Annotated in this window: 27 protein-coding genes and 1 pseudogene; 11 read left to right on the forward strand and 17 right to left on the reverse strand. The window is 69.8% G+C overall.

Annotation, left to right across the window (positions count from 1 at the left end):
* Nucleotides 1-43: 43 nt before the first annotated feature.
* The 3 genes from OIE53_RS18140 to OIE53_RS18150 form a co-directional block, all read right to left on the reverse strand.
* Entirely contained in the window at nt 44-883 is an 840-nt protein-coding gene (locus OIE53_RS18140; protein WP_327022727.1) for a hypothetical protein, read from the reverse strand.
* A 191-nt stretch (nt 884-1,074) separates the two neighbouring features.
* Nucleotides 1,075-1,875 carry a hypothetical protein gene (locus OIE53_RS18145; protein ID WP_327022728.1) on the reverse strand — a complete coding sequence of 267 codons (801 nt, stop codon included), beginning with the start codon at nt 1,873-1,875 and terminating at the stop codon, nt 1,075-1,077.
* Nucleotides 1,876-1,977: 102 nt separating this feature from the next.
* Entirely contained in the window at nt 1,978-2,619 is a 642-nt protein-coding gene (locus OIE53_RS18150) for a DUF4245 domain-containing protein (RefSeq protein ID WP_327022729.1), read from the reverse strand.
* A gap of 157 nt (nt 2,620-2,776) precedes the next feature.
* Here OIE53_RS18150 and glpX point away from each other — a divergent pair, with 157 nt between their 5' ends.
* Nucleotides 2,777-3,808, forward strand: a complete 1,032-nt coding sequence (glpX, locus tag OIE53_RS18155; RefSeq protein WP_327022730.1) for a class II fructose-bisphosphatase — start codon at nt 2,777-2,779, stop codon at nt 3,806-3,808.
* A 37-nt stretch (nt 3,809-3,845) separates the two neighbouring features.
* The gene (locus tag OIE53_RS18160) at nt 3,846-4,829 is read left to right on the forward strand and encodes a DMT family transporter (protein ID WP_393337603.1); all 984 of its coding nucleotides are present in this window, start codon (nt 3,846-3,848) and stop codon (nt 4,827-4,829) included.
* 9 nt (nt 4,830-4,838) lie between these two features.
* On the opposite strand, the gene OIE53_RS18165 is transcribed toward OIE53_RS18160, so the two are convergent.
* The 5 genes from OIE53_RS18165 to OIE53_RS18185 form a co-directional block, all read right to left on the reverse strand.
* Nucleotides 4,839-5,492 carry a rhomboid family intramembrane serine protease gene (locus OIE53_RS18165; RefSeq protein ID WP_327022731.1) on the reverse strand — a complete coding sequence of 218 codons (654 nt, stop codon included), beginning with the start codon at nt 5,490-5,492 and terminating at the stop codon, nt 4,839-4,841.
* Between the two features lie 146 nt (nt 5,493-5,638).
* Entirely contained in the window at nt 5,639-6,319 is a 681-nt protein-coding gene (locus OIE53_RS18170; RefSeq protein WP_327022732.1) for a transglycosylase SLT domain-containing protein, read from the reverse strand.
* Nucleotides 6,320-6,604: 285 nt separating this feature from the next.
* On the reverse strand, nt 6,605-8,020 hold the full coding sequence (locus tag OIE53_RS18175) for a PhoH family protein (RefSeq protein WP_327022733.1): 1,416 nt from the start codon (nt 8,018-8,020) through the stop codon (nt 6,605-6,607).
* A 363-nt stretch (nt 8,021-8,383) separates the two neighbouring features.
* Nucleotides 8,384-8,719, reverse strand: coding sequence for a hypothetical protein (locus tag OIE53_RS18180; protein ID WP_327022734.1), 336 nt, complete (start codon nt 8,717-8,719; stop codon nt 8,384-8,386).
* A 28-nt stretch (nt 8,720-8,747) separates the two neighbouring features.
* Nucleotides 8,748-9,092, reverse strand: a complete 345-nt coding sequence (locus OIE53_RS18185; protein ID WP_327022735.1) for a hypothetical protein — start codon at nt 9,090-9,092, stop codon at nt 8,748-8,750.
* Between the two features lie 264 nt (nt 9,093-9,356).
* On the opposite strand from OIE53_RS18185, the gene OIE53_RS18190 reads away from it, so the two are divergent.
* The 3 genes from OIE53_RS18190 (at nt 9,357) to otsB (ending at nt 11,206) form a co-directional block, all read left to right on the forward strand.
* Entirely contained in the window at nt 9,357-9,800 is a 444-nt protein-coding gene (locus OIE53_RS18190) for a helix-turn-helix domain-containing protein (protein ID WP_327022736.1), read from the forward strand.
* A 160-nt stretch (nt 9,801-9,960) separates the two neighbouring features.
* A complete protein-coding gene (locus OIE53_RS18195) occupies nt 9,961-10,314 on the forward strand; it encodes a hypothetical protein (protein ID WP_327022737.1) in 354 nt (117 codons plus the stop codon).
* A gap of 67 nt (nt 10,315-10,381) precedes the next feature.
* Nucleotides 10,382-11,206, forward strand: coding sequence for a trehalose-phosphatase (gene otsB, locus OIE53_RS18200; RefSeq protein WP_327022738.1), 825 nt, complete (start codon nt 10,382-10,384; stop codon nt 11,204-11,206).
* A gap of 19 nt (nt 11,207-11,225) precedes the next feature.
* On the opposite strand, the gene OIE53_RS18205 is transcribed toward otsB, so the two are convergent.
* The 3 genes from OIE53_RS18205 to OIE53_RS18215 all read right to left on the reverse strand — a co-directional run bounded on the left by OIE53_RS18205 (nt 11,226) and on the right by OIE53_RS18215 (nt 14,818).
* A complete protein-coding gene (locus OIE53_RS18205) occupies nt 11,226-11,996 on the reverse strand; it encodes an isoprenyl transferase (protein WP_327022739.1) in 771 nt (256 codons plus the stop codon).
* Between the two features lie 90 nt (nt 11,997-12,086).
* Complete coding sequence (locus OIE53_RS18210) at nt 12,087-12,938, reverse strand: hypothetical protein (RefSeq protein WP_327022740.1); 852 nt, start codon at nt 12,936-12,938, stop codon at nt 12,087-12,089.
* Between the two features lie 32 nt (nt 12,939-12,970).
* Nucleotides 12,971-14,818 (reverse strand): phosphoenolpyruvate carboxykinase (GTP), encoded by a 1,848-nt coding sequence (locus tag OIE53_RS18215; RefSeq protein WP_327022741.1) that lies wholly within the window; start codon nt 14,816-14,818, stop codon nt 12,971-12,973.
* 137 nt (nt 14,819-14,955) lie between these two features.
* Between OIE53_RS18215 and OIE53_RS28500 the strand changes: the two are divergent.
* The 3 genes and pseudogenes from OIE53_RS28500 to OIE53_RS18225 all read left to right on the forward strand — a co-directional run.
* Nucleotides 14,956-15,040 (forward strand): annotated as a pseudogene (locus tag OIE53_RS28500) (GtrA family protein); the annotation flags it as partial.
* Nucleotides 15,041-15,234: 194 nt separating this feature from the next.
* Nucleotides 15,235-15,762, forward strand: a complete 528-nt coding sequence (locus OIE53_RS18220) for a GtrA family protein (RefSeq protein ID WP_327027267.1) — start codon at nt 15,235-15,237, stop codon at nt 15,760-15,762.
* 63 nt (nt 15,763-15,825) lie between these two features.
* The gene (locus OIE53_RS18225; RefSeq protein WP_327022742.1) at nt 15,826-16,542 is read left to right on the forward strand and encodes a GtrA family protein; all 717 of its coding nucleotides are present in this window, start codon (nt 15,826-15,828) and stop codon (nt 16,540-16,542) included.
* A 61-nt stretch (nt 16,543-16,603) separates the two neighbouring features.
* On the opposite strand, the gene OIE53_RS18230 is transcribed toward OIE53_RS18225, so the two are convergent.
* Together OIE53_RS18230 and OIE53_RS18235 are read right to left on the reverse strand one after the other, a co-directional pair.
* Nucleotides 16,604-17,164: a PH domain-containing protein gene (locus OIE53_RS18230; protein ID WP_327022743.1), complete on the reverse strand. Its 561-nt coding sequence runs from the start codon at nt 17,162-17,164 to the stop codon at nt 16,604-16,606.
* A 233-nt stretch (nt 17,165-17,397) separates the two neighbouring features.
* Nucleotides 17,398-18,282, reverse strand: coding sequence for a biotin--[acetyl-CoA-carboxylase] ligase (locus OIE53_RS18235; RefSeq protein ID WP_327022744.1), 885 nt, complete (start codon nt 18,280-18,282; stop codon nt 17,398-17,400).
* A gap of 67 nt (nt 18,283-18,349) precedes the next feature.
* Between OIE53_RS18235 and OIE53_RS18240 the strand changes: the two genes are divergently transcribed.
* Nucleotides 18,350-19,933 (forward strand): acyl-CoA carboxylase subunit beta, encoded by a 1,584-nt coding sequence (locus OIE53_RS18240; RefSeq protein ID WP_327022745.1) that lies wholly within the window; start codon nt 18,350-18,352, stop codon nt 19,931-19,933.
* Between the two features lie 141 nt (nt 19,934-20,074).
* On the opposite strand, the gene OIE53_RS18245 is transcribed toward OIE53_RS18240, so the two are convergent.
* The 3 genes from OIE53_RS18245 to OIE53_RS18255 form a co-directional block, all read right to left on the reverse strand.
* The gene (locus OIE53_RS18245) at nt 20,075-20,944 is read right to left on the reverse strand and encodes a hypothetical protein (RefSeq protein ID WP_327022746.1); all 870 of its coding nucleotides are present in this window, start codon (nt 20,942-20,944) and stop codon (nt 20,075-20,077) included.
* Nucleotides 20,937-21,437, reverse strand: a complete 501-nt coding sequence (locus tag OIE53_RS18250) for a SigE family RNA polymerase sigma factor (RefSeq protein ID WP_327022747.1) — start codon at nt 21,435-21,437, stop codon at nt 20,937-20,939. Before OIE53_RS18250 ends, OIE53_RS18245 begins: the two co-directional genes overlap by 8 nt.
* 89 nt (nt 21,438-21,526) lie before the next feature.
* Entirely contained in the window at nt 21,527-22,270 is a 744-nt protein-coding gene (locus OIE53_RS18255) for a M50 family metallopeptidase (RefSeq protein WP_327022748.1), read from the reverse strand.
* 100 nt (nt 22,271-22,370) lie between these two features.
* Between OIE53_RS18255 and OIE53_RS18260 the strand changes: the two genes are divergently transcribed.
* Nucleotides 22,371-22,517, forward strand: a complete 147-nt coding sequence (locus OIE53_RS18260; RefSeq protein ID WP_327022749.1) for a hypothetical protein — start codon at nt 22,371-22,373, stop codon at nt 22,515-22,517.
* 118 nt (nt 22,518-22,635) lie between these two features.
* Nucleotides 22,636-23,388 (forward strand): GH25 family lysozyme, encoded by a 753-nt coding sequence (locus OIE53_RS18265; RefSeq protein WP_327022750.1) that lies wholly within the window; start codon nt 22,636-22,638, stop codon nt 23,386-23,388.
* 75 nt (nt 23,389-23,463) lie between these two features.
* Here the strand turns inward: OIE53_RS18265 and OIE53_RS18270 are convergent, their stop codons facing one another.
* On the reverse strand, nt 23,464-23,691 hold the full coding sequence (locus tag OIE53_RS18270) for a hypothetical protein (RefSeq protein ID WP_327022751.1): 228 nt from the start codon (nt 23,689-23,691) through the stop codon (nt 23,464-23,466).
* Nucleotides 23,692-23,700: the final 9 nt, after the last annotated feature.

Here is a 23,700-nt window from a genome sequence, read left to right on the forward strand (position 1 = left end):
CGCGACGCCAGGTGGTGAACCCGGGCCGCGCGATCGGTGGTGCTCAGTCGAAGAGGTTGTACAGCTCCGGCGGCGCCTCTACGACCTGGTCGGCCGGGGGCTTCTGGGCTGCGGTCGCGTTGCCGTAGTCGCTGTAGGTCACCCGGATCTCCTGGGTCGCCGCCCCCGCCTGAACCCCGGGGATCTGAAGGACCATCTCGGTGAGCCGACCCTGGGTGTCCGTGGTGGCGGTGAAGGGCACGGAGTTCGCCTGCGCGCCGAGGGCCGTGATCATGCTCTGGTCCAGCGAGCCGGCCTCGGCCGCCTTGGACAGGTCGATGGTGCCGGCGTACGCACCGTCGCCGGCACGGCGTACCTCCGTGATGGCCTGGGTGAGCACCGCACTGCCAGCGGGGTCGACCTTGTCGAAGTCGAAGCCCAGGTTGCGGTTGCCCTGGATGCGGGTCTGGTCCAGGTGCTGGTACTTGCCGAGGCTGAGCTTGTCCCGCCCGGGGACGCTGGACGCCGCCGAGCCCTGAAGATCCAGCTTGACCCAGCTGTCCGGCTTGGCGTGGATGAGGTCGAGGGTCATCGCCAGGTCATCGGTCGGCTCGCCGATGCTCACCTTCATCTGGGCGCTCTGGCTGGGCTGGTGGACCTGCCCCTCGGCGGTGGAACCGGCACCGGACATCCGGAACCGGAAGTTGCCGTTGCTGATCTCCCGGGTGGAGTCCAGCAAGGCCTGCTTGGCGTCGGCGTCGCCGGCCGCACCACTGGCGGTCGTGGTGGCCGACGGCGTGGCGGTGGTCCCGGCGGTGCCGTCACCGGTGGTGGTGCAGGCGGCGACTCCGGGCGTAAGCAACGCGGCGGCCATCAGGCCGGCGCTCAGTCGTCGAACGGTCATCGGTGTCTCCCAGCAGGGTCGCCCGACGCATCTCGCGCGCCGGAGGCTGTCTTCTCTGTTCCCTGCCGGCCGGTCGGGCAATCACCTACTCCGGCACCGACTCCCAGGATCCCGGCCCGCCACCCACCCCACAGACGCCGAACGGGGAAGCGGATCATGCCCGCTCCCCCGTCCGGGTGACACCTGTCGACCTAGCTGAACATCTCCAGGAGTTGGTCGTTGGCCTCGACGATCTCGTCGTCCGCCGGCTTCTTGGCCGGGCTGGCCGCACCGTAGTCGGCGTACTTGACCGTGATCTCCTGCGCCTTGAGCTCGCCGGCGGCCGGCACGGAGAGCACCAGCTCGGTCAGTCTGCCCTGGTCGTCGACCTTCGCGGTGAAGGGGATCTCCTTGGCCTGGTCACCCAGGGCCTTGAGCATGTCCTCGTCCGCGGCCACGGAGTCCTTGGCAGCGGTGATGTCGATCTTGCCGCTGTAGGTGCCCGGGCCGGTCTCCTGGACCTCACCCAGACCCTTGAACATCTCGGCGGAGTTGGCCGGGTCGGTGCCGTCCTTGAAGATGTCGAGGCTCTTGGCGTCGCCGGCCTTGGTGGCGTCGACGTGCTGGTACTTGCCCTTCATGTCTTCCGCCCCCGGGAGGCTGGCGAACAGCTCACCCAGGTCCATCTTCACGTAGCTGTCGGCGTCGATCTTGATGATCTCCATCTCCATGGTGAAGGTCTCGTCGCCGGCCTTCATGGAGAACTGCGCGCTGTTGCTCGGCTTGTGGACGCTGCCGCCTCCCTTGATCGACTCCGAGTCGATCGTGAAGGTGAAGTTCCCCTCGTTCAACTCCTTGGTGGAGGCGACCAGGGCCGTCTTCGGGTCCTTCGGGATGGAGGCCGCCGTGCCCGACCCGCTGGACGAGTCGGTGGCGTCGGAATTGCAGGCGGCTACGCCGGGAACCAGCAAGGTGGCGGCGAGAACGCCCACGCTCCAGCGTCGAATCTTCACAGAAAATCTCTTCTCAAACTGGGAAAGCCGGACGGTTCACACCACCCGAGAAACGAACGCCGGAAGCGTAACGGATCGGACCGACATCTCGCGGCCCGTAAATCAGTCCACGGCGCTGGCCATCTCCCGCAGTTCGTTGTCCCGGGCATCGCCGATCACGATCACGGTGCGGTCCGGCTGAAGCAGCACCAGGGCCTGCTCGTTGCCCCGCGCGGTGTACCGCTGCCAGGTGCCATCACCGAGATCGGTCTGCCCCTGCGGTTGTCCCGCGTCGGTGAGTTCGGTGGGCAGCAGTCGCTCCGGCGGCACGTTGCTCTGCACCAACTGGACGCCACGTCCTTCCGGGGTGACATATCCCACCCGCAGGGTGGAACCCCCCTCTACCGCGCGGTAGGAGGCCCGGATGGGTTGCCATTCCTTGCTCAGCCCGGAGGGCACACTCACCGGGAACTCCCCGGCGGATTGCGCCTGCTCGAAGGCCGGCACCGGATCGATCGGAGTCGGCTGGTCGCCGCCGAGAAAACCCCGGTAGAAGGCGAGCAGCAGGGCAATCGGGATCAGCAGCACCAGCAGGGAGATGGCCATGTCGCGGGGCGAGCGGGTGGAGGCCGGCTTCCCGGGCGCCGCCGAGGGGCCCGGAGGCCGGTCAGGTCCGCCCGGGCCGCCCCGCCGCTCGGCGGTCGGCCGGGCATCGCCCGGCGGCTGGTCTGCGGGTTCGCGGTCGGCAGGCAGTGCAGATTCCACCCGACCATTCTGGCAGCCGCCCGACCGGCGGTATCCGGCCCATCACCGCCCCGCCCCCGCTCCGCGTCCGCCATCGTGTGAGGATCAGGGACACCGCCGGCAGCTGCCCACTGTCGGCCCGGTCAACCCCGCACCGCCGCGAGGAGGAGCCGTTCAGATGACGACCACCAGGACGCGTACCCCACAGAATCTCGACCGCAACCTCGCTCTCGACCTGGTCCGGGTCACCGAGGCGGCAGCGATGGCTGCCGGCCGGTGGGTGGGACGGGGCGACAAGGAGGGCGGCGACGGCGCCGCCGTCGACGCCATGCGCAAGCTGATCAACTCGATCCCCATGCGCGGGATCGTGGTGATCGGTGAGGGCGAGAAGGACAACGCCCCGATGCTCTTCAACGGGGAAGAGGTCGGTGACGGCAGCGGCCCGGAGGTGGACGTCGCCGTCGACCCGATCGACGGTACGACCCTGATGAGCAAGGGGATGCCGAACGCCCTGGCGGTGCTGGCGGTCGCCGAGCGGGGTGCGATGTTCGACCCCAGTGCGGTCTTCTACATGGAGAAGCTCGCCGTCGGACCGGCCTACGCGGACGTCGTCGACATCAACGCCGGTGTCGCCGAGAACCTGCGCCGGATCGCCAAGGTCAAGGGCACCAGCGTCTCCGAGGTGACGGTCTGTGTGCTCGACCGGCCCCGCCACGACGGCCTGGTCGACGACATCCGCCGGGCCGGTGCCGGCATCCGCTTCATCTCCGACGGCGACATCGCCGGCGCCATCGCCGCCGCCCGCGGGGAGTCCGACGTCGACGTGCTGATGGGCATCGGCGGCACCCCCGAGGGGATCACCGCGGCCTGCGCCCTGAAGTGCATGGGCGGGATGATGCAGGCCAAGCTCTGGCCGCAGGATGAGGCCGAGCGGGAGAAGGCGTTGGCTGCCGGGCACGACCTGGACCGGGTGCTGACCACGGACGACCTGGTCACCGGCGACAACTGCTTCTTCGTGGCCACCGGGGTCACCTCCGGTGACCTGCTGCGGGGGGTGCGGTACCGAGCCGGTGGGGCGTACACCCAGTCGATCGTCATGCGGTCCAAGAGCGGCACCATCCGGGTGATCGACTCGTACCACCGGTTGGAGAAGCTGGCGCTCTACTCGGCGGTGGACTTCGACGGCCGGCCGCTGGCCGAGCAGGCGTGAGCGGGTACGACAGACGAACCCCCACGGGGGCCAGGGAGTGAGCCAGCCCCGGACGTCACCCTCCGTGGGGCGCCGGGTCGGCGCGGTGGCCCTGGCGGCGGTGGCCGGGATGGCGGTGGCCGTCCAGTCGCGGATCAACGGCGAACTGGGCGTACGCCTCGGCGACGGCCTGGCCGCAGCCGTGATCTCCTTCGGGGTCGGCCTGCTGCTGCTGATGGTGCTGCTGCCGGCCACCCGCAGTGGGCGTCGCGGGCTGGCTGCCCTGCGGGACGCCCTGGCCTCGGGTGCCCTGCGCCCCTGGCAGTGCCTGGGCGGGGCCTGTGGAGCCCTGCTGGTGTTCACCCAGGGGGCCACGGTCGGCACCCTGGGGGTGGCCGCTTTCACGGTGGCGGTGGTAGCCGGGCAGTCCGGCAGCAGCCTGGCGGTCGACCGAGCGGGCATCGGCCCGGGTGGACGGCAGCCGGTGACCGGCACCCGGCTGGCCGGTGCGGTCCTGACCGTGGTCGCGGTGCTGCTGGCCGTCGGCGGTCGAGGGCTGGAACCGGAGACCCTCGGGCTGATCGCGCTGCCGCTGATCGCCGGGATCGGGGTGGCCTGGCAGCAGGCGGTGAACGGTTGGGTCCGGGTGGCCAGCGGCAGCACGCTGACCGCCACCGGAGTGAACTTCGCCGTCGGGACCAGCGTCCTGCTCGTCGCCTTCGCCGTCAGCCTGGGGGTACGCGGCGTACCCTCGGGCAGCCTGCCGACCGAGCCCTGGCTCTACCTGGGCGGGCTGGTCGGGGTGTCGTTCATCGCGGTCGCCGCCGCGGTGGTGCGGCTCATCGGCGTACTCGTGCTCGGGCTGGCCACCATCGCCGGCCAGGTCATCGGTGCGGTGCTGCTGGACGTGGTGCTGCCCACGGCCGCCTCGCAGCCCGGCCCGCGGACCTTCCTGGGGGCCCTGCTGACCCTGGTCGCCGTCGCGGTCGCCACCCTGGGCGGTCGGCTCCACGCCCTGACCGGACGCCTAAGGTCCCGGTGAGGGTACGGCTCAGGGCATGGTCATCGGCGACTGGGAGCCGTACGGGTCGTCGTACTCCGTACGTCGACGGCGGAAGATGATCGCCGCCACGATGCCGCCCAGCAGTCCGAACAGGTGCCCCTGCCAGGAGATCCGTTCGTCCGTCGGCAGGACGAGCGCCAGTTGGCCGCCGTAGAGCAGACCGACCAGCAGGAAGACGGCGAAGTTCCACCAGCTGCGCTCGAAGATGCCCCGGGTCAGCAGGATGCCCAGGTAGCCGAAGATGACCCCGCTGGCCCCGACGACGATCGTGTTGGGCGACCCGGTGAACCAGACACCCAACCCGCTGGCCAGGACGATCACCAGGGTGGACCAGAGGAACCGCCGGGCGCCGGCGGCCAGTACGAAGGTGCCGAGCAGGATCAGCGGGATGCTGTTGCTGTAGAGGTGCTCGAAGCCGTGGTGCAGGAAGGGTGAGAAGAAGACCCCGTCCAGTCCCTCGATGCGTTGCGGGATGATGCCGGCGGCGGCGTCGAAGCCGGCACCGAGCCAGGTGTCCAGGCCCTCGATGAGGAAGAGCACCGGCACCACGGCGCACATCGCGACGAAGGCCCGGCCGATGGACGCATAGAAGGCTTCCGTGCCGAACCGGTGCGGGTCGCCGTTGACAGGGTGCAGGGTCACCTGTCAACAGCTATCAGCAAACTCCGGCAGCCGCCACTCTTCGCCCCAGGGCACCGCCCCTCGGCATACGGTCGGCACGGACAGCGCGGGGTCGGCGGGAACCAGGGAGACACCCCTTCGTTCCCGCCGACCCGGCGGTCAAGCGGTCAGTACCAGCCGCGGTTCTGCGAGTGGTTCCAGGCGTTGCACGGCGTACCGTGGCGGCCCTTGATGTAGCCGAGGCCCCACTTGATCTGGGTGACCGGGTTGGTCTCCCAGTCCGCGCCGACCGTGGCCATCTTGCTGCCCGGCATGGCCTGCGGGATGCCATGGGCGCCAGAGCTGCTGTTGTGGGCCCGGGGGTTCCAGCCGCTCTCCTTGTTCCAGAGCCTGTCCAGGCAGGGGAACTGGTCGATCTTGAAACCAGCGTCGATCATCAGGGCGCAGCCGGTCTTCCGGTGCCCGCTGTACTCCTTGCAGGAGGCCGGGACCGGTCCGTCGTACGGCTTGAGGGCCCGGGCCCGAGCGGCGGCAGCCTCCTTGGCGGCCTTCTCCGCAGCAGCCTTCTTGCGTGCCGCCTCCTCGGCCTTGCGGGCCTTCTCGGCGGCCGCGCGGGCCTGCTTCCTGGTCTCGGCGGCCTGCTGACGCACCGCCCGTACCTGGCGGGAGACCTGCTGCTCCTGCCGGTAGTCGACGTCGATCTCGGTGACACTGCCGGCCACCTGCGCGCCCGGATCCGGGCGCGGCGTCTGGCGGTCATCGCTGAGGTAGAAGCCGCCGGCGATGCCCCCGGAGAGCAGCACGACAGCGACGCCACGAGCGGCGAACCGGCTCCACAGCCGACTCACGTGGTGATCCCTTCGTCGGGGTCAGGGACACGGGGTGACCCAGCCCACCGGCCGAAGCACACCGCGAGCGCCCGTGACCGGCTTCCCGGTCACCGTGGCCGCACCTCCTTCACCCGGTGATCATCCGTCTCCCTCAGGGGAGGTGACGAATGGCCACCAACGCTTCCAGCGGTACGTGAGCGCCGTGGGACACGATCGCGCACAGTGAGGCGGTTGGGAAACGCCCAGACTGCATTGTGACGTGGGTCACTTGCAAAATGCAGGTAAAAACGCCCTAAAAGGCCATCATTGCGGGATGTCCTCCAGCAGATCGGTCACCATGGCGGCGATCGGGGACCGCTCCGAACGGCTGAGGGTGACATGCGCGAAGAGTTGATGCCCCTTGAGGGCCTCGATCACCGCGGTCACTCCGTCGTGCCGGCCGACCCGGAGGTTGTCCCGCTGGGCGACGTCGTGGGTCAGGACCACCCGGGACCCCTGGCCGATCCGGGAGAGCACCGTCAGCAGGACCCCCCGCTCCAGTGACTGGGCCTCGTCGACGATGACGAAGGCGTCGTGCAGGCTGCGCCCGCGAATGTGGGTCAGCGGCAGCACCTCCAGCAGACCCCGCGAGGTGACCTCCTCCAGCACGTTCTCGTGCACCACCGCACCCAGGGTGTCGAAGACCGCCTGGGCCCAGGGCGACATCTTCTCCGACTCCGAACCGGGCAGGTAGCCGAGTTCCTGGCCGCCGACGGCGTACAGCGGGCGGAAGACGATGACCTTCTTGTGCCGGCGGCGCTCCATCACCGCCTCCAGCCCGGCGCAGAGCGCCAGGGCCGACTTTCCGGTACCGGCCCGGCCGCCCAGCGAGACGATGCCGATCGACTCGTCGAGCAGCAGATCCAGGGCGATCCGCTGCTCGGCGGAGCGGCCGTGCACCCCGAACGCCTCCCGGTCGCCACGTACCAACCGGACGGTCTTGTCCGGCAGCACCCGACCGAGGGCGGACCCCCGGGTGGAGTGCAGCACCAGGCCGGTGTGGCAGGGCAGGCCGGCTGCGGCGTCCACATCGATGGCCTCTCCGGCGTAGAGCCGTCCGATGTCCTCCTCGGCCAGATCCAGCTCGGCCATCCCCGTCCAGGTCGGGTCGCTGGCCTGGCCGTGCCGGTACTCGTCGGCCCGCAGCCCGACCGAGGCGGCCTTGACCCGCAGCGGCATGTCCTTGCTGACCAGGGTCACCTCCCGCCCCTCGGCGGCGAGATTCAGGGCTACGGAGAGGATCCGGGCGTCGTTGGACTCGTTGCGGAAGCCCGGCGGCAGTACCCCGTCGTCGGTGTGGTTGAGCTCCACCCGCAGGGTGCCACCCTCGTCGTTGGCGGGCACCGGCAGATCCAGCCGCCCATGCCGGATGCGCAACTCGTCCAACATGCGCAGCGATTTGCGGGCGAACCAGCCCAACTCGGGATGGTGTCGCTTGCCCTCCAGTTCGGAGATCACCACCAGGGGCAGGACCACCTCGTGCTCGGCGAAGCGGTGGAACGCCGCCGGGTCGCTGAGCAGGACGGAGGTGTCCAGCACAAAGGACTGTCCCGCTGGTCGAGGCTCCCTGGTGTCGGCCGATCCGGCAGCCGCGCCACGGCGGCTCCGGGCGGTACGGCGGGTCGTGGCAGTCGCGGCCGAGCCCTGGTCGGCACCGGCGGTTGTACGGCGAGTGGTCACAGGCCTGCTCCGGCGGATGGGCACCCGGCCACCCGCGGTCCGCCTCCTCCGGTGCCCGACGGACACGGGGTCGGATGCGGGCCCCGTGCGCGAGGTCGCAGGCCGGGCGGGCCGGCTGGCTCGGGACAGTCCCGCGCCATGCCTAGACGCTAGCTGCCCGCACCCGTCCCGGCTAGAGCATGATTCAGGGGGTCGATCCGCTGGCCCCCACGACGAGCGGTGCACCGGCCGGGATGCATGCCCCCTGCGCGCACCCCGGCCGGTGGGACCACCGTCCCGGTCTGACGTGATCCCCCGCGGTACCCGCCCCAGCAGGGCGGTACCCCGCGGTCCTGGACGGTCCCGCAGGCCCGTCGACCGGTCTCAGCCGGTTCGTCGTACCAGGGCGCCGGTCGGGTGCCGCCCGGTGACCGAGGCGGTCGGCGTCGTGAACGACGATCCGGTGTACGTGGTGCCCGGGCGAGCCACCGCGGCGGGTGCCCGGGTGTTGCCCGGCCCGGTGACCGCCAGGGCGGTGGCGATCGCGGCCTGGGCGTCCCGGCGCCGCCGGTTCCAGGCCCCACGGTCACCGTCGAAGTAGCCCTGCCGGTAGCCGAAGCGGTAACCGATCCGGTAGCTGAGCTGCCCGTGCAGTCGCCCGGCGGCGTAGCTCGTCGCGGCGAGCACGACCACCAGGAAGATCGCGAGGAAAGGACTCATCCGGCGGCTCCGGTACCTCGCACGTTGTTCATCGTTCCTCCGGCTCGACAGTCGTCGGGTCGATCACCAGCAGCCGGTCCAGGTCGTCCGTACCGACCTCCTCCACCAGCTCGACGGTGATCCGGCAGCCGTCCATCACGACCTCGGCCACCGACGACCGCCGGATCTCCCCACCGGCCTCGTAGACCCGGACGCTGAGCTCCGGGCAGCCGAGGTGGGTCCGCCAGGCGTCCCACTCGGCCCGGTCACCGACGCTGAGCGAGAGGTAACGGCATCCCCGGGCCAGGTAGAGCCGCCAGGGTGCGCTCAGCCCCGCGGCGACACCCTCCGCGACCAGACCGAAGGCCTGGGCACGGGTCGCGAGTTCGGTCACCACACCTCCCACGCAACGGGCGCGTGACGCAGGCGAGCACCATTCGTCTCATGCACGTGACACACCGTAGGTTGTCCCATGGGCGTGACAGTATCAGCTTTTCGCATGTTTGCCCCGGCACCTACGTACATCTATCCTGCCTAGGTGAGACCCCTCAGGAGCAGTGATTGGCCGCCGTACGACCACCCACCACCAGCGTCACGTAAGCGTGACAGGGGCGCGCCGCGGCCCCCCACCCAGACTCAACGGTCGTACGGTCGCGAGGTGACCGAGACCGCCAACGCCCGGAAGATCGCCTTCGCCACCTTCGTCCGTCGGGCCCTGGAGGAGGCGCGCGCCACCCGGGCGTGGAGCGGCACCGAGGTCTCCCGGCGTACCGGGGTTTCCCGACAGACCATCAACCGCTGGGTACGCGGCGACTGGGCCAGTGACCCGGAGGCCGAGCGGGTGGTGGCGTTCTGTGACGGCCTTGGCCTCGACCCGGCGGCGGCCTTCGCGGCCCTCGGCTGGGACCGCACCACCTCCCGGCACCGGGCCGACCCGACACCCCCGCCGATGGATCCGGACGTCGAGGCCCTGCTGCGCCGCCTGGTCGACCCCGAGGTGTCGGACGCGGAGAAGTTCCACATCCGGGAAACCATCCGTTACCTCGCATACCGTCCGACTCTGCCGCCTGCCGGGCGAAAACGGGAAGAAGCGGCCAGCTAGTTCCTCAGATGGCGAAAGAACAGCAGGTCAGGCTCATTCGTTTCGCTACGGGGCGGGAACGGGCACGCTAGCGTCCGTATCTGTACTGCTTGGGCTCGTCGTCGGCGGGGGGACGGGACAAGGCCGAACCCAGCCCTGCGGGACAGAAGGAGGGTCTTTCATGACCCTGAAATGGTCGGCAGTCGTGGTCGCGACGATCTCGGTAACGCTCTGCGTCACCGGTAACGCAGTGACCCTGGCCCTCAACGGCGGGCAGCTTCCCCTGCTCGTCAACCTCTTCGCGCTCGCCGCGGCGAGCACCGCGATCGTCCTGGCCGTGCTGGCCGAGCTGCACGAGCGGCTCAACGACCGGGTCACCGCGCTCACCGAATTCCTGGTCGAGCGGCTGCGGGAGATCGAGGCGCAGACCGGCGACCGCAACGCCGGATTCGTGGAGGGCTACCTGCTCAGTCACGGTCAAGAGGCGGCCGTGGTGCCCTTCGGACGCCGAGGACGAGGAGCCGCCGAACGCTGAGCGCAAGGGCCGAACGAGCTCACTCGAGCCAGGATTCATCGCCGAAACCCGGGGTACGCTGTCGCGCGTGCCACCGTTGAATCTGGGCGACCAGCAGCCGAAGATCCCGTTGAATGCCGACCAGGCCTGGCGGGCCACCGCCGATCGGGCAGCCGAGACAGTTCTCTTCTTCGACTTCGACGGCACCCTCGCGCCGGTCGCCGACGACCCCACGAAGGTGCTGCCGGCGCCGAAGGTGCTGGCCGCTCTCGAGGCGCTGGCCCCGGTGGTGCGGCGGATCGCGATCGTCTCCGCCCGGCCGGTCGAGTTCCTGCGGGAGCACTTCGACGGGCTGCCCGGCGTGGACCTCTACGGCCTGTACGGGTTGGAGCACAGCCACTCCGGCGGCGAGATCGTCACCGAGCCGGCCGCCCTGCCGTTCGTGCCCACCATGAGCGAACTGGCCGAGCGGGCCCGAGCCGAACTTCCCGCCCAGGCCCTGGTGGAGTACAAGCGGCTGTCGGTGGCCCTGCACTGGCGTACCGCGCCTGCGCTGGCGGAGACGGTCGAGCAGTGGGGTAGGGCCCAGGCCGAGCGGCTGGGGCTGCGGGTGCAGGGCGGGCGGATGGTGCTGGAGATCAAGCCCCCGGTCGACCGGGACAAAGGCATGGTCATCGGCGAACTGGTGCAGGATGCCGGTGGCGCCTGGTACTTCGGCGACGACGTCTCCGACATCAAGGCCTTCGCCGCGTTGCGGGCCCGCGCCGCCGCGGACGCCGACTTCCTGGGGGTCTGCGTCGCCGTGGCCAACCCGGAGACCGGTGCCGAGGTCGCCGAGGCCGCCGACCTGACCATCGACTCCCCGGCCGCCCTGGGCGACTTCCTCACCGAGGCCACCCACCACCTGACCTGACGCCGGAGGACCCCGGCGGTCAGGCCCCGAAACGCCGCTGGCGGGTGGCGTACGAGCGCAGTGCGCGGAGGAAGTCGACCCGCCGGAAGTCCGGCCAGTTGAGTTCGCAGAAGTAGAACTCCGAGTGCGCCGACTGCCACAGCATGAAGCCGGACAGCCGCTGCTCCCCACTGGTACGGATGATCAGATCCGGATCGGGCAGACCACGGGTGTAGAGGTGCTCCGAGATGTCGTCGACATCGAGCGAGCCGGCCAGGTCCTCCAGGGTGCCGCCGTTGGCCGCATGCTCCAGCAGCAGCGAACGGACCGCGTCGGCGATCTCCCGGCGTCCGCCGTACCCGACCGCGATGTTGACCTGGGCACCGCCACTGCGCTCCCGGGTCCGCTCCTCGGCGGCCTTGAGCGCCTCGGCGTGGTGTGCCGGCAGCACGTCCAGGGCGCCCACCATCCGCAGCCGCCAGGGGTTGCCCGCCTCGGCCAGCTCGGTGGTCAGATCCTCGATGATCTGAAGCAGCGGATTCAGTTCCGCCGCCGGACGGGAGAGGTTGTCGGTGGAGAGCAGCCAGAGGGTCACGTGCCCGACGCCGGCCGCGTCACACCACCGCAGCAACTCCTTGATCCGCTCGGCACCCTTGCGGTGCCCGTCGTTCGGGTCCAGGAAGCCCATCTCCCGGGCCCACCTGCGGTTACCGTCGCACATCACGCCCACATGACGGGGCACCGGACGGCCCGCGAGCTTGGCCGTCAGCCGCCGCTCGTAGACGGAGTAGAGAAGTTTCCGCAGAGTCATCACTTGCAGAGTAGCGAGCCCTCGCGCCGGTGGGCGGGCCGGTGGCCGATACCGCGCACAGGCGGCAAAGGGCGGTCGAATCCCCCCAGGTCAGGATGAGGGTGTGGCGGTGGCTGCCCGGCGCACCCCGTACAGGGCCAGCCCCGCCGCGGCGACCAGTGGGGTGCCGTCACGGATCAGACCATCCACACCGAGTAACCACCAGCACAGCGGTAGGTCCACGGCCAGGACGGCCAGGGTGATCACCACCAGCAGGGTGCCCGCCCACCGGCTGCCGCGCATCAGGAACGCCGTGCAGAACAGCACCAGGTAGCTGGTGGCGATCCCGGCCGCCAGCCAGAACAGCACCGCGGGCAGCGCGAAGGGCCGCCCGTCCAGGATCGCCGCCCCGGCCACCAGGGCCGGTACGAGCATCAGCGGGCTGTAGGTGAAGGCGGCCACCCGGCTGGTCAGCAGCCAGGCGTTGGCCTCCGGCCTGCGGGGTGGGGTCTCCCGCCAGGAGATGCCGGACCGGTCGATGACCAGGCGGGGCCGGTGCCGCACCAGATGCTCCGCGATGGCCGGGGAGCGGTACAGCATCCAGACCACCATGGCGCACAGCAGGGTGAGCAGGGCGAAGCCGAGCAGGCCGGGCAGCGGCGGCACGCCGTGCCGGGGCACGATCAGGCGACCCACCGCGAAGACCGTGGTGATGGCGAGGATCAGGCCCAGCGGGCGGGCCACCGTACGCCCTCGTCGGACGTGACCGATCAGCAGCAGGAAGCCGAACGACCGCAGCATCGCCCAACCGGTACGCACCGCGAGCCCGAAGCCCTGCTCCGGGGCGTACCACCAGTTGAGCACCTCGACCACGACGGTGGCCAGGGCGGTCATGGCTAGCAGCACGGTCATGGCCCGGACGGCGGACGGCCGCCGGACCTCGGTCTCGGCGGCCGTCCTCATGGGATCCGATGATGCCTCGAATCCCGCCTGGATCACACCCCGCGCGGCTGCTCCGCGTCGAGTCGGGCCCGCAGGGCGTCCAACTCCGCCCAGAGGACCCCGGGCAGCTTGTCACCGAACTTCTCGAACCACTCGGTGACCAACGGCAGCTCGTTGCGCCACTCGTCCGGGTCGACCTTGAGCGCGATCCGGACATCCTCCGGAGTCATGTCCAGGCCCTCGACGTCGAGGGAGTCCAGCGTCGGGACCATGCCGATCGGGGTCTCGACGGCCTCCGCCCGACCCTCGAGCCGCTCGATGATCCACTTCAGGACCCGGGAGTTCTCCCCGAATCCGGGCCACAGGAAGCTGCCCTCGGGGTCCTTGCGGAACCAGTTGACGTAGTAGACCTTGGGCAGCTTCGACTCGTCGCCGTCGGCGCCCTTGCCCATCTCGATCCAGTGCCGGAAGTAGTCACCGCCGTGGTAGCCGATGAACGGCAGCATGGCCATCGGGTCGCGACGGACCACACCGACCGCGCCGGAGGCGGCGGCGGTGGTCTCCGAGGACAGGGTGGCGCCCATGTAGACACCGTGCACCCAGTCCCGGGCCTCGGTCACCAGCGGTACGGTGTCCCGCCGCCGGCCACCGAACAGGATCGCGTCGATCGGCACCCCGTTGGGGTCGTAGTAGTCCTCGGCCAGGATCGGGCACTGGGTGATCGGGGTGCAGAACCGGCTGTTGGCGTGCGAGGAGAGGCTGTCGCTCTCCGGGGTCCAGTCGTTGCCCTTCCAGTCGATCAGGTGCGCCGGCGGCTCACCCATCCCCTCCCACCAGATGTCGCCGTCGTCGGTCAGGGCGACGTTGGTGAAGATGGAGTTGCCCTTGTCCAGGGTCCGCATGGCGTTGGCGTTGGTCTTCCAGTCCGTGCCGGGTGCCACGCCGAACAGGCCGTACTCCGGGTTGACCGCGTACAGCCGGCCGTCCGGGCCGAACCGCATCCAGGCGATGTCGTCGCCGATGGTCTCGACCTTCCAGCCCGGGATGGTCGGCTCCAGCATGGCCAGGTTGGTCTTGCCGCAGGCCGAGGGGAAGGCCCCGGCGATGTGGTAGACCGTGCCCTCCGGCGAGGTGATCTTGAGGATCAGCATGTGCTCGGCGAGCCAGCCCTCGTCGCGGCCCATCACGCTGGCGATCCGCAGCGAGTAGCACTTCTTGCCGAGCAGCGAGTTACCGCCGTAGCCGGAGCCGAAGGACCAGATCTCCCGGGTCTCCGGGAAGTGCGAGATGTACTTGGTCTCGTTGCAGGGCCAGGCCACGTCCTGCTGGCCCGGCGCCAGCGGGGCGCCGATCGAGTGCAGGGCCTGCACGAAATCCGCGTCGTCGCCCATCGCCTCGAGGATCTTCGCACCCATCCGGGTCATGATCCGCATCGAGGCGACGACATATGGACTGTCGGTGATTTCCACACCGAACATGGGCTTCTCGGCCTCGACCGGACCCATCACGAACGGGATGACGTACATCGTCCGACCGCGCATCGAACCGCGGTACAGATCCGTCATCGTCCGCTTCATCTCGGCCGGCGCCATCCAGTTGTTGGTGGGGCCGGCGTCCGCTTCGTCCACCGAGCAGATGAATGTCCGCTCCTCGACGCGGGCGACATCCGTCGGGTCGGTCCGAGCGTAGAACGAGTTGGGTTTCTTCTCGGGATTGAGCCGGATGAGGGTACCGGCCTCGACCAGTTCATCGGTGAGGCGGCGCCACTCCTGATCGGACCCGTCCACCCAGACCACCTGGTCAGGGGTGGTCAGCTCAGCGACCTCACGGACCCAGGCGAGCAGTTTGGGGTGGGACGTCGGGGCCTGATCGATACCCCGAACAGTGGCCGGAGCAACCATGACACATCTCCTTGTGGTCGACGCTGACCTGTCTATGGGATGCACGAGTCTTGGCGCGCGTTGTGCGTCGCCTTCGTGGAAACCTGGGATTGGGCTCAGCGTAAACCGAGGGACCTCCCCAGTCAGTGGGACTGGTTGTGAAGAACTGCACAAGGCACGGGCACGCTGCCGCTTCACGGCTCTTTACCCGCTTTCGCGCGCAGTTTCACGCAAATCTTGCGGCGGGCCTCTATCCGCTCTACCCGACGGCGGCGCTTTGTCACCCGCTGGGAGGTAGTGGAATTCAACTCCGGATCGCTCAGGCCCGGTTACGCTCCGTTGATGCCCGAGTCCACCGCCGCGCCGACGGACACCGCAAGCGGTCGATCCGCCGCTATAGGGTCACGAACCGGTACGCTCGCACGGTGGCCGCCACGATGACCGGGGAGCCAGGCTCCCGGCAGACCCGCACGGGTCTGATCCACTCCCTGCGCGACCGTTTTGGTCACCTCGTGCGTGAGATGAGCAAGTTCGCCACGGTCGGCGGTGTGGCCTTTGTCATCGACTTCGCCCTGTTCAACTACCTGATCGGCCCCGCCGGTGTGGAGCAGATCACGGCGAAGACGATCGCCACGGTGATCGCGGCCACCTTCGCCTTCCTGGGCAACCGCTTCTGGACCTGGCGGCACCGCAAGCGCTCCCACCCGGCGCGCGAGTACGCCCTGTTCTTCTTCTTCAATGCCGTGGGGTTGGGCATCGCGGTGGCCTGCCTGGCCATCAGCCGGTACGGCCTGGGCAGCATCTGGCCGGAGGTCTTCCAGACCCGGCTGGCCGACAACATCGCCAGCTTCGTGGTGGGCACCGGCCTGGGGACCCTGTTCCGATTCTGGTCCTACCGACGGTTCGTCTTCGTGGATCCGGGAACCCCTGCCGTCACGGAAGTGAACCGGGACCGCGGGGCGTGACCTGCCGCCCACCCGTCCGGCCGGAGCCTGCCGGCCCCAGCCCACTGCCCTAAGGTGTTACGCATGCCTCTTGTCCGTCTGCTGCCTGAGCGCTGGCAGAAGTTCATCCATGAGGCGCTCAAATTCGGCCTGGTCGGTGGCGTCAACACCGCAATCAATTACGCGGTGTTCAACGCCCTGGCACTCACCGTTTTCGTCGATGGCCAACTGAAAGCGACAGTGGTCGCCACAGTGGTGGCGACCATCACGTCGTATCTGATGAATCGGCACTGGACGTACCGAGATCGCCCCAAATCGGCCATGCAGCGGGAATACGCCCTCTTCTTCCTTTTCAACGGGGTGGGCCTGCTGATCGAACTCGGGGTCCTGGCCGCCGCCAAGTACGGGCTGGGCATGACGAGCCTGCTGGCGCTGAATGTCGCCAAGACCGGCGGCGTGGTGTTGGCAACCCTGTTCCGCTTCTGGTCGTACCGCACCTTCGTGTTCCAGTCCGCGCCCGCCGAGCCGAAGCAGGCCTGGCAGGGCCTGCCGCGCGACGAGTGGGACACCATGGCCGAGATGGATCCGGTGGCCGAACTCGCCGAATCCATCACCGAGCTGGAGGAAGAGGAGCCACCGGCCACCCGGCCCACCGGCCTGACCGCCCGGCCGCTTCAGCCCCGCGCCGCCGCCCTGAGCAGCGAGGACGAACTCACCGCCGCGCTGGACAAGGAGCTGGCCGCCGAACTGGCCGCCGAACTGGCGCCCGCCCCGGCCCACCGCCGCTTCCGGCGGCGCTGATCCCGTACCTATGGAGAACGCCCGCCGTCACCGGCGGGCGTTCTCCATGTCATGCGAGGCCCTAGAGACCGGGCCGGTTGTTGTCACGTTCGGCGAGGATCTCACGCAGTTCCCCGTCGCCCAACGAGTGCTTGTCGTGGAACGCCTCGACCAGCTCGTAGAGCTTGGTCTGGACCCGGTCGACCTTCGGCACATCGGGCAGCACCGACTGACCCCGCTCACCGGCCGATTCGATCGTCAGGGTGCCGTAGCCCAGCAGACGCCCGACGAACTGCTGGTTCATCGAGTGGTCGTTGACCCGGCTGAGCGGGATGTCCCGCCGTTCCCGGGAGAACACCCCGTGCTGGATCACCACCCGCTCGTTGGTGAACAGATAGTGCGTGGTGCGCCAGCCGATGTACGGCCACAGCCCCAGCACCAGTACGGCCAGCACCGCCAGCCCGCCGATCACGGCGAGGGTGATGGAGCCGCCTCCACTGGAGGGTAGAAAGATCAAACCGACCACCACCGCGGCGATGGCGAGCACCAGCACCGCCACCGGCCGGATCAGGGCCTTCCAGTGCGGACGCAGATGCAGCACGACGTGCTCGTCCTCGGTGAGCACGTCTTCGGGGAACGCCACGGATACCTCCTCGCAGAACCGGACGCGCAGACGTTAACCCCCCAGACCCCCTCCGCCACATCCACCACGCGGCCACCCTCCCCACCCCTTCCCACCCCCTCCCACCCCTTTCCCCCGCGATCTTGCACTTTCGGTCGCCCATTCGCCCCGTTAAGCCCGATTCGTCCCGACCGAAAGTGCAAGATCGCCGCGCAGGAAGCGGGGGCGTGGGCGGCGACGCACGGGGGGTGGGGTTAGCGGAGGTGGAGGAGGTCGGCGGCGGGGAGGGAGTGGGTGGTGGGGGTGGGGTGGGGGGTGGTGAGGAGGAGGTGGCCCTCGCCGGTGATGGTGGTGGCGGTGCCGGTGAGGGTGGTGCCGTCGGGGAGGAGGGCGCGGACCTCGCGGCCTACGGTGGCGCAGACCTTCAGGTAGGCCTCCCGCAGGCCGCTGGCGGTCGCGTCGCCGTCGGCGTCCCGCCAGCGGGCGTACCAGTCGGCCAGCGAGCGCAACAGGGCCCGCAGCAGTGGGTCGCGGTCGGTGGCCGCCGCACCGGCCAGTTGCAGTGAGGTGGCCGGCAGGCCGGTCGGGTTCTCCGGCAGCTCGTCGGCCCGCAGGGTGACATTCAGCCCGATGCCGAGCACGACCGCGGGCGGGTCACCCAGGGCCGGGCCGGGCACCGCCTCGGCGAGGATGCCGGCGCACTTGGCCCCGTCGATCAGCAGATCGTTGGGCCACTTCAGGCCGGCCTCCAGCTCGGCCAGCCGACCGACCGCCTCCACCAGCGCCACCCCGGCCAGCAACGGCAGCCAGCCGTACCCCGCCGGTGGTGCGGGCCGCCAGCCACGGTCCGGCACGGCCTCCCCGGGCCGCAGCAGCACGCTCGTCGCGATGCCGGCCCGCGGCGGCGACTGCCAGGTCCGTCCGCGCCGCCCTCGGCCGGCGGTCTGCCGCTCGGCGACCACGACCAGCCCTTCCGGCTCCCCGCGCCGGGCCGCCTCGGCGACATCGGCGTTCGTCGAGCCGGTCTCGGTGTGCAGTTCCAGGCGCGCCCACGGGCCGTACGGCGTGACCAACGCCCGGCGCAGCCGCGCCGCCGACAGCGGCGGACGATCCAGATCGATGTACGGCGAGCCCGGCATCCCACCAGCGTACGGACTACCCCTCCTGCCGCACGCCGCTGACCTGAACCATCGTTATATTCCCAGGGTGACTACCGAATCCGGGAGCAATTTGCACAGCACCGCCGGCAAGCTGGCGGACCTGGCCCGACGGGTCGACGAGGCGGTGCACGCCGGGTCGGCCCGAGCGGTGGAGAAGCAACACGCCAGGGGTAAGAAGACCGCCCGTGAGCGGATCGAACTCCTGCTCGACGAGGGCTCCTTCGTCGAGCTGGACGAGTTCGCCCGGCACCGGTCCACCAACTTCGGGCTGGACCGCACCCGCCCGTACGGCGACGGGGTGATCACCGGCTACGGCACCATCGACGGCCGGCAGGTCTGCGTGTTCGCCCAGGACTTCACGGTCTTCGGCGGCTCCCTGGGCGAGGTCTTCGGCGAGAAGATCGTCAAGGTGATGGACCTCGCCATGAAGATCGGTTGCCCGGTCATCGGCATCAACGACTCCGGCGGGGCCCGCATCCAGGAGGGTGTGGTCTCCCTCGGCCTCTACGGCGAGATCTTCTTCCGCAACGTACGGGCCAGCGGGGTCATCCCGCAGATCTCCCTGATCATGGGCCCGTGCGCGGGCGGGGCGGTGTACTCCCCCGCGGTCACCGACTTCACCGTGATGGTCGACCAGACCTCGCACATGTTCATCACCGGTCCCGACGTCATCAAGACGGTCACCGGTGAGGACGTCGGCATGGAGGAGCTGGGTGGGGCCCGCACCCACAACAGCCGCAGCGGCAACGCGCACTACCTCGCCAGCGACGAGGAGGACGCGATCGACTACGTCAAGGCCCTGCTGTCCCACCTGCCGTCGAACAATCTCGACGAGCCGCCGGTCTTCCCGGTCGAGGCGGAGCTGGACGTCACCGACGCCGACCGGGAACTGGACACCCTGATCCCGGACTCGGCCAATCAGCCGTACGACATGCACCGGGTCATCGAGCACGTGCTCGACGACGGTGAGTTCGTGGAGGTCCAGCCGCTCTTCGCGCAGAACATGGTGGTCGGCTTCGGTCGGGTGGAGGGTCGGCCGGTCGGTGTGGTGGCCAACCAGCCGATGCACTTCGCCGGCACCCTGGACATCGCCGCCAGCGAGAAGGCGGCCCGCTTCGTGCGTACCTGCGACGCCTTCAACATCCCGGTGCTGACCTTCGTGGACGTGCCCGGCTTCCTGCCCGGCACCGGCCAGGAGTGGGACGGCATCATCCGCCGGGGTGCCAAGCTCATCTACGCGTACGCCGAGGCCACCGTGCCGAAGGTCACCGTGATCACCCGCAAGGCGTACGGCGGGGCGTACGACGTGATGGGCTCCAAGCACCTGGGGGCCGATCTCAACTTCGCCTGGCCGACCGCCCAGATCGCGGTGATGGGCGCCCAGGGGGCGGTGAACATCCTCTACCGGCAGGAGCTGGCCGCCGCCGAGGACCCGGCCGCCGTCCGCGCCGAGAAGATCGCCGAGTACGAGGACACCCTGGCCAACCCGTACGTGGCCGCCGAGCGCGGGTACGTCGACGCGGTGATCGCGCCGCACCAGACCCGTACCCAGATCATCCGGGGGCTACGGGTGCTGCGTACCAAGCGGGAGACCCTGCCGCCGAAGAAGCACGGCAACATCCCGCTCTGACCCCCTCCCCCACCTCCCCCACCCACCCCAAGCGCTGTTGATCATGAGGTTGGCGGCGGTAGTTGATCTCCACGATGCCGCCAACCTCATGATCAACGCGGCTCGATGGGGGTGGGTGTGGTGGGGAGGGTAGGGAGGGGGTTAGCAGGGGGGGTTGGCGGCGGGGCAGAGGCGGGTGGCGGCGAGGGTGGCGACGCGACGTAGTTCCGCGTCGGTGGTGTCGCGGCCCGGGGCCAGCACGGTGACCAGGTCGCCGACGCGTACCACGGCTGTCGTGTCCGGGCTGGTCGGTCCCCGGCTCTCGCCGGTGTCCAGGTTGCGGGCGGTCACGACGACGTGTCGGATCAGCATCGCCTCGTCACCTGTGAAGGCGCGGTCGGTCACCTCCCAGCGGTGCTCCACCTCGGCCCGCGCGATCCGGTCCTCCCACGACACCTCGCCGGTCACCCGCCAGCTGGCACACGGTGCGATCAGCACGTCGAGCCGCTGGAGGAAACCGGCGGCGGTCTCCGGGGCCAGCCGGTAGACGGCCTGATTGAGCACCACGTCGGCCGGCCGGCGGGCACCGTCTGCGCTCGCCCGTAGCAGGGTCTGTGACCGGGAGTACCGGGACACCTCCCAGGCGTCGGTCTGCCCCTGTTCGGTGAGGCAGGCCAGCAGCAACTCGTCGACCCGCACCGGCTCACCGAAGCCCGCATGGCTCAGTGGAGGGTCCGTCTTCGTCGTCAGGTCCTCCGGCTGCACCAGCGCCTCGTGGGGGATCTCGGCGTACACCGGCAGCGAGGTCTGCGGCTGGGAGTCCGCCGACTGCGGCGGGGCCGACTGAGGGGCGGCCAGGCGTACCCCGGCGATCGCGGGCCCGGCGGCCAGGAGCACCACCGCGGTCGCCGCGCTCAGCATGGCCCGGCGGCGCCGACGGCGGGCCCGTTCACGCAGTACGGCCGGTTCCGGCCAGCGGACGTCCCGCAACTCGTTGTGGAGCCGCTCGACGAACATCATCTCGTCACGCACCGGGTGCCTCCTCCAGGTCGGTGACGGCGAGCAGTCCGGCGAGCGCGGTACGCCCCCGGGACAGGCGGGCCTTGACCGTGCCGACCGGAGCTGAGGTCTGCCGCGCGACCTCGGCGACCGGCAGGCCGACCAGGTAGTACAACGCGATCGCCACCCGCTGCTCCTCGGGCAGGCGACGCAGGGCGGCGACCACCTCGACGGTCTCCGTCCCCGGCGCGGGAACACTCTCCACCGCGCCGTGTCGCAGGTAGGCCCTAGCCCGGCTGCGCAGACTGCGCCACCGGCTCACCGCCAGCCGGCTGGCCACCACCCGTACCCAGGCCTCGGGGTCGTCGTAACGCCCCACCGTGGACCAGCGTTGCCACGCCCGCACGTACGCCTCCTGGACGGCGTCCTGGGCCTCGCCCAGGTCACCGGTGAGCACGTAGACGAAGCCGAGCAGCCGTTGTCGACTGCCCCGGTAGAACTCGTCGAACCCGTCGACGTCCGGCACCTGCCACCTCCTGCGGGTCGTAGACAACACGCACCAGGGGGTCGGGTGGTTGCCGCCAGGCCCTAGACGGTCCAGGCCGGAGGCTCAGGTCACCAGGTGATGCCGGCTTCGGTCAGCAGCGGGCCGGCCAGCATCAGCCCGCCGACGAGCAGCACGGCACAGTTGGCCAGGCCGAACAGGACGACCCAGAAGAAGGCCGGAAGTCCGGTGATGCCGGCTAGTTGGTCGGCGTCGGAGGCGGGCATCCCCCGCCGGGTACGCAGCCGTTGCAGCTCGATCACCGGGCGTACCCCGCCGAGCAGCAGAAACCACACACTGGTCCAGGCGAAGGCGGCCTGCACCTGCGGGCTGGCGTACCACGAGACGGCGAGCACCACCCCGCCGGTGACCAGCAGCGACAACACCCCGAACAGATTGCGGATCATGACCAGCATGGCCAGCAGGAGGAGCACCGCCAGCCAGAGCAGCAGGGTGATCCGGTTCCCGGCCAGCAGCCATGCCCCGCCCAGGCCGACCAGCGGCGGCGCCAGGTAGCCGGCCAGCAGGGTGAGTACCATCCCCGGGCCGGTGGGGCGACCGGCGGAGAGGGTCAGTCCCGAGGTGTCCGAGTGCAGTCGGATGCCACGCAGTTTGCGTCCGGTGAGCAGCGCGGCCAGGGCGTGACCGCCCTCGTGCGCGATGGTGATCGCGTTGCGGGCGATCCGCCAGGGCAGTCGGGTGCTGACCACCAGCAGCGCGGCCACCCCGGTGAGCAGCACCAGCAGCGGGGGCGGGTCGGGCTGCGCGCCGACCAGGCGGTCCCAGAACTCCGTCATGCCCTCGATCGACACCATGGGGCGCGAGCCTACCGGCCGCGTTCCGGTGTCACTGCCGGGCCAACCGCCCGTATCGTGTGACTGATCGGGTGGCGATCGGATCGGGAGGTGTACGCCGGTGAGCGCAGCCCCTCTGGAACCCCACGTCGGCCTCTGGACGGAGGACGACTACTTCGCCATGGGCGAGACCCATGACCGGATCGAGTTGCTCGACGGGAGCCTGATCGTGAGCCCTGCACCGAGCAATCCGGCCGCCCTGCGCTGATCGCCAGGTGGGCCGACGCCACAAGCCGGACATCGAAAATTATCTTTACCCCCATTGCCCGACCGGGCAGCTCCATCCAAAGATGGCTGTCTATTGACCGTCGTCTCAGGAGGACGCCATGGGTCAGGTCAGGTCTTCGCTGCGTCGGCTGACCGCCGCCGCACTCACCGTACTCGCCACCGCCGCCGCCGGGCTCGTCGCCACCGCGACCCCCGCCACGGCGGCCACCGTGCCCGGCATCGACGTCTCGCGCTACCAGGGCACCATCAACTGGACCAGCGTCCGTAACGCCGGCATCCAGTTCGCCTTCATCAAGGCCACCGAGGGTACGAGCTACAAGGACCCGAACTTCAACACCAACTACGTCAACGCGTACCACGCCGGGGTGATCCGGGGGGCATACCACTTCGCCCGGCCCAACATCTCCTCCGGCGCGGTCCAGGCCAACTACCTGGCCTCCAACGGCGGCGCCTGGTCGGCCGACAGCCGTACCCTGCCTGCCGCCCTGGACCTGGAGGCGAACCCGTACAGCGGCGGCTACTGCTACGGCCTGAGCACCACCGCGATGCGCAACTGGGTGCAGGACTTCCTGAACACCTACCGCTCCCGCACCGGCCGCTACGCGGTCATCTACACCACCACCAGCTTCTGGAACCAGTGCACCGGTAGCTGGAGCGGCCCCTGGAACAACCACCCGCTCTGGATCGCCCGCTGGTCGTCCTCCGTGGGCGCCCTGCCGGCCGGCGCCCCCTTCTGGAGCTTCTGGCAGTACACCGACTCCGGCCGGATCGCCGGTATCAGCGGCGCGGTGGACCGCAACTACTGGAACGGCGACCGCAGCCGGCTGATCGCCCTGGCCAATAACACCTGAGGTACGCCACCGGCGGCGGGCCTCCTCCGGTAGTGGACTCCGGCCCGCCGTCGATGGCGCTCGTCGTCGTGGGGCTCAGGCCCGGCGTCGGGAGGTCAGGACGACCGGCACGGTCATGCCACCACTGCGGGTGACGCTTCCTCGGCGGGTCAGGTGCCAGCCGGTCAGCGCGGCCCCGGCCAGCAGCATCAGGCTCATCAGCATCGCGACTCCGGCGGCGGCGACCAGCAGTACGACGCTGCCGAGCACCGCGAGTGTCCACAGTGCTAGCCGGGATCGGGTGTCCGTTCCTCGGTAAGCCATCTCGGGCCT

The organism is Micromonospora sp. NBC_01739 (assembly GCF_035920385.1).
Taxonomy (GTDB): Bacteria; Actinomycetota; Actinomycetes; order Mycobacteriales; family Micromonosporaceae; genus Micromonospora.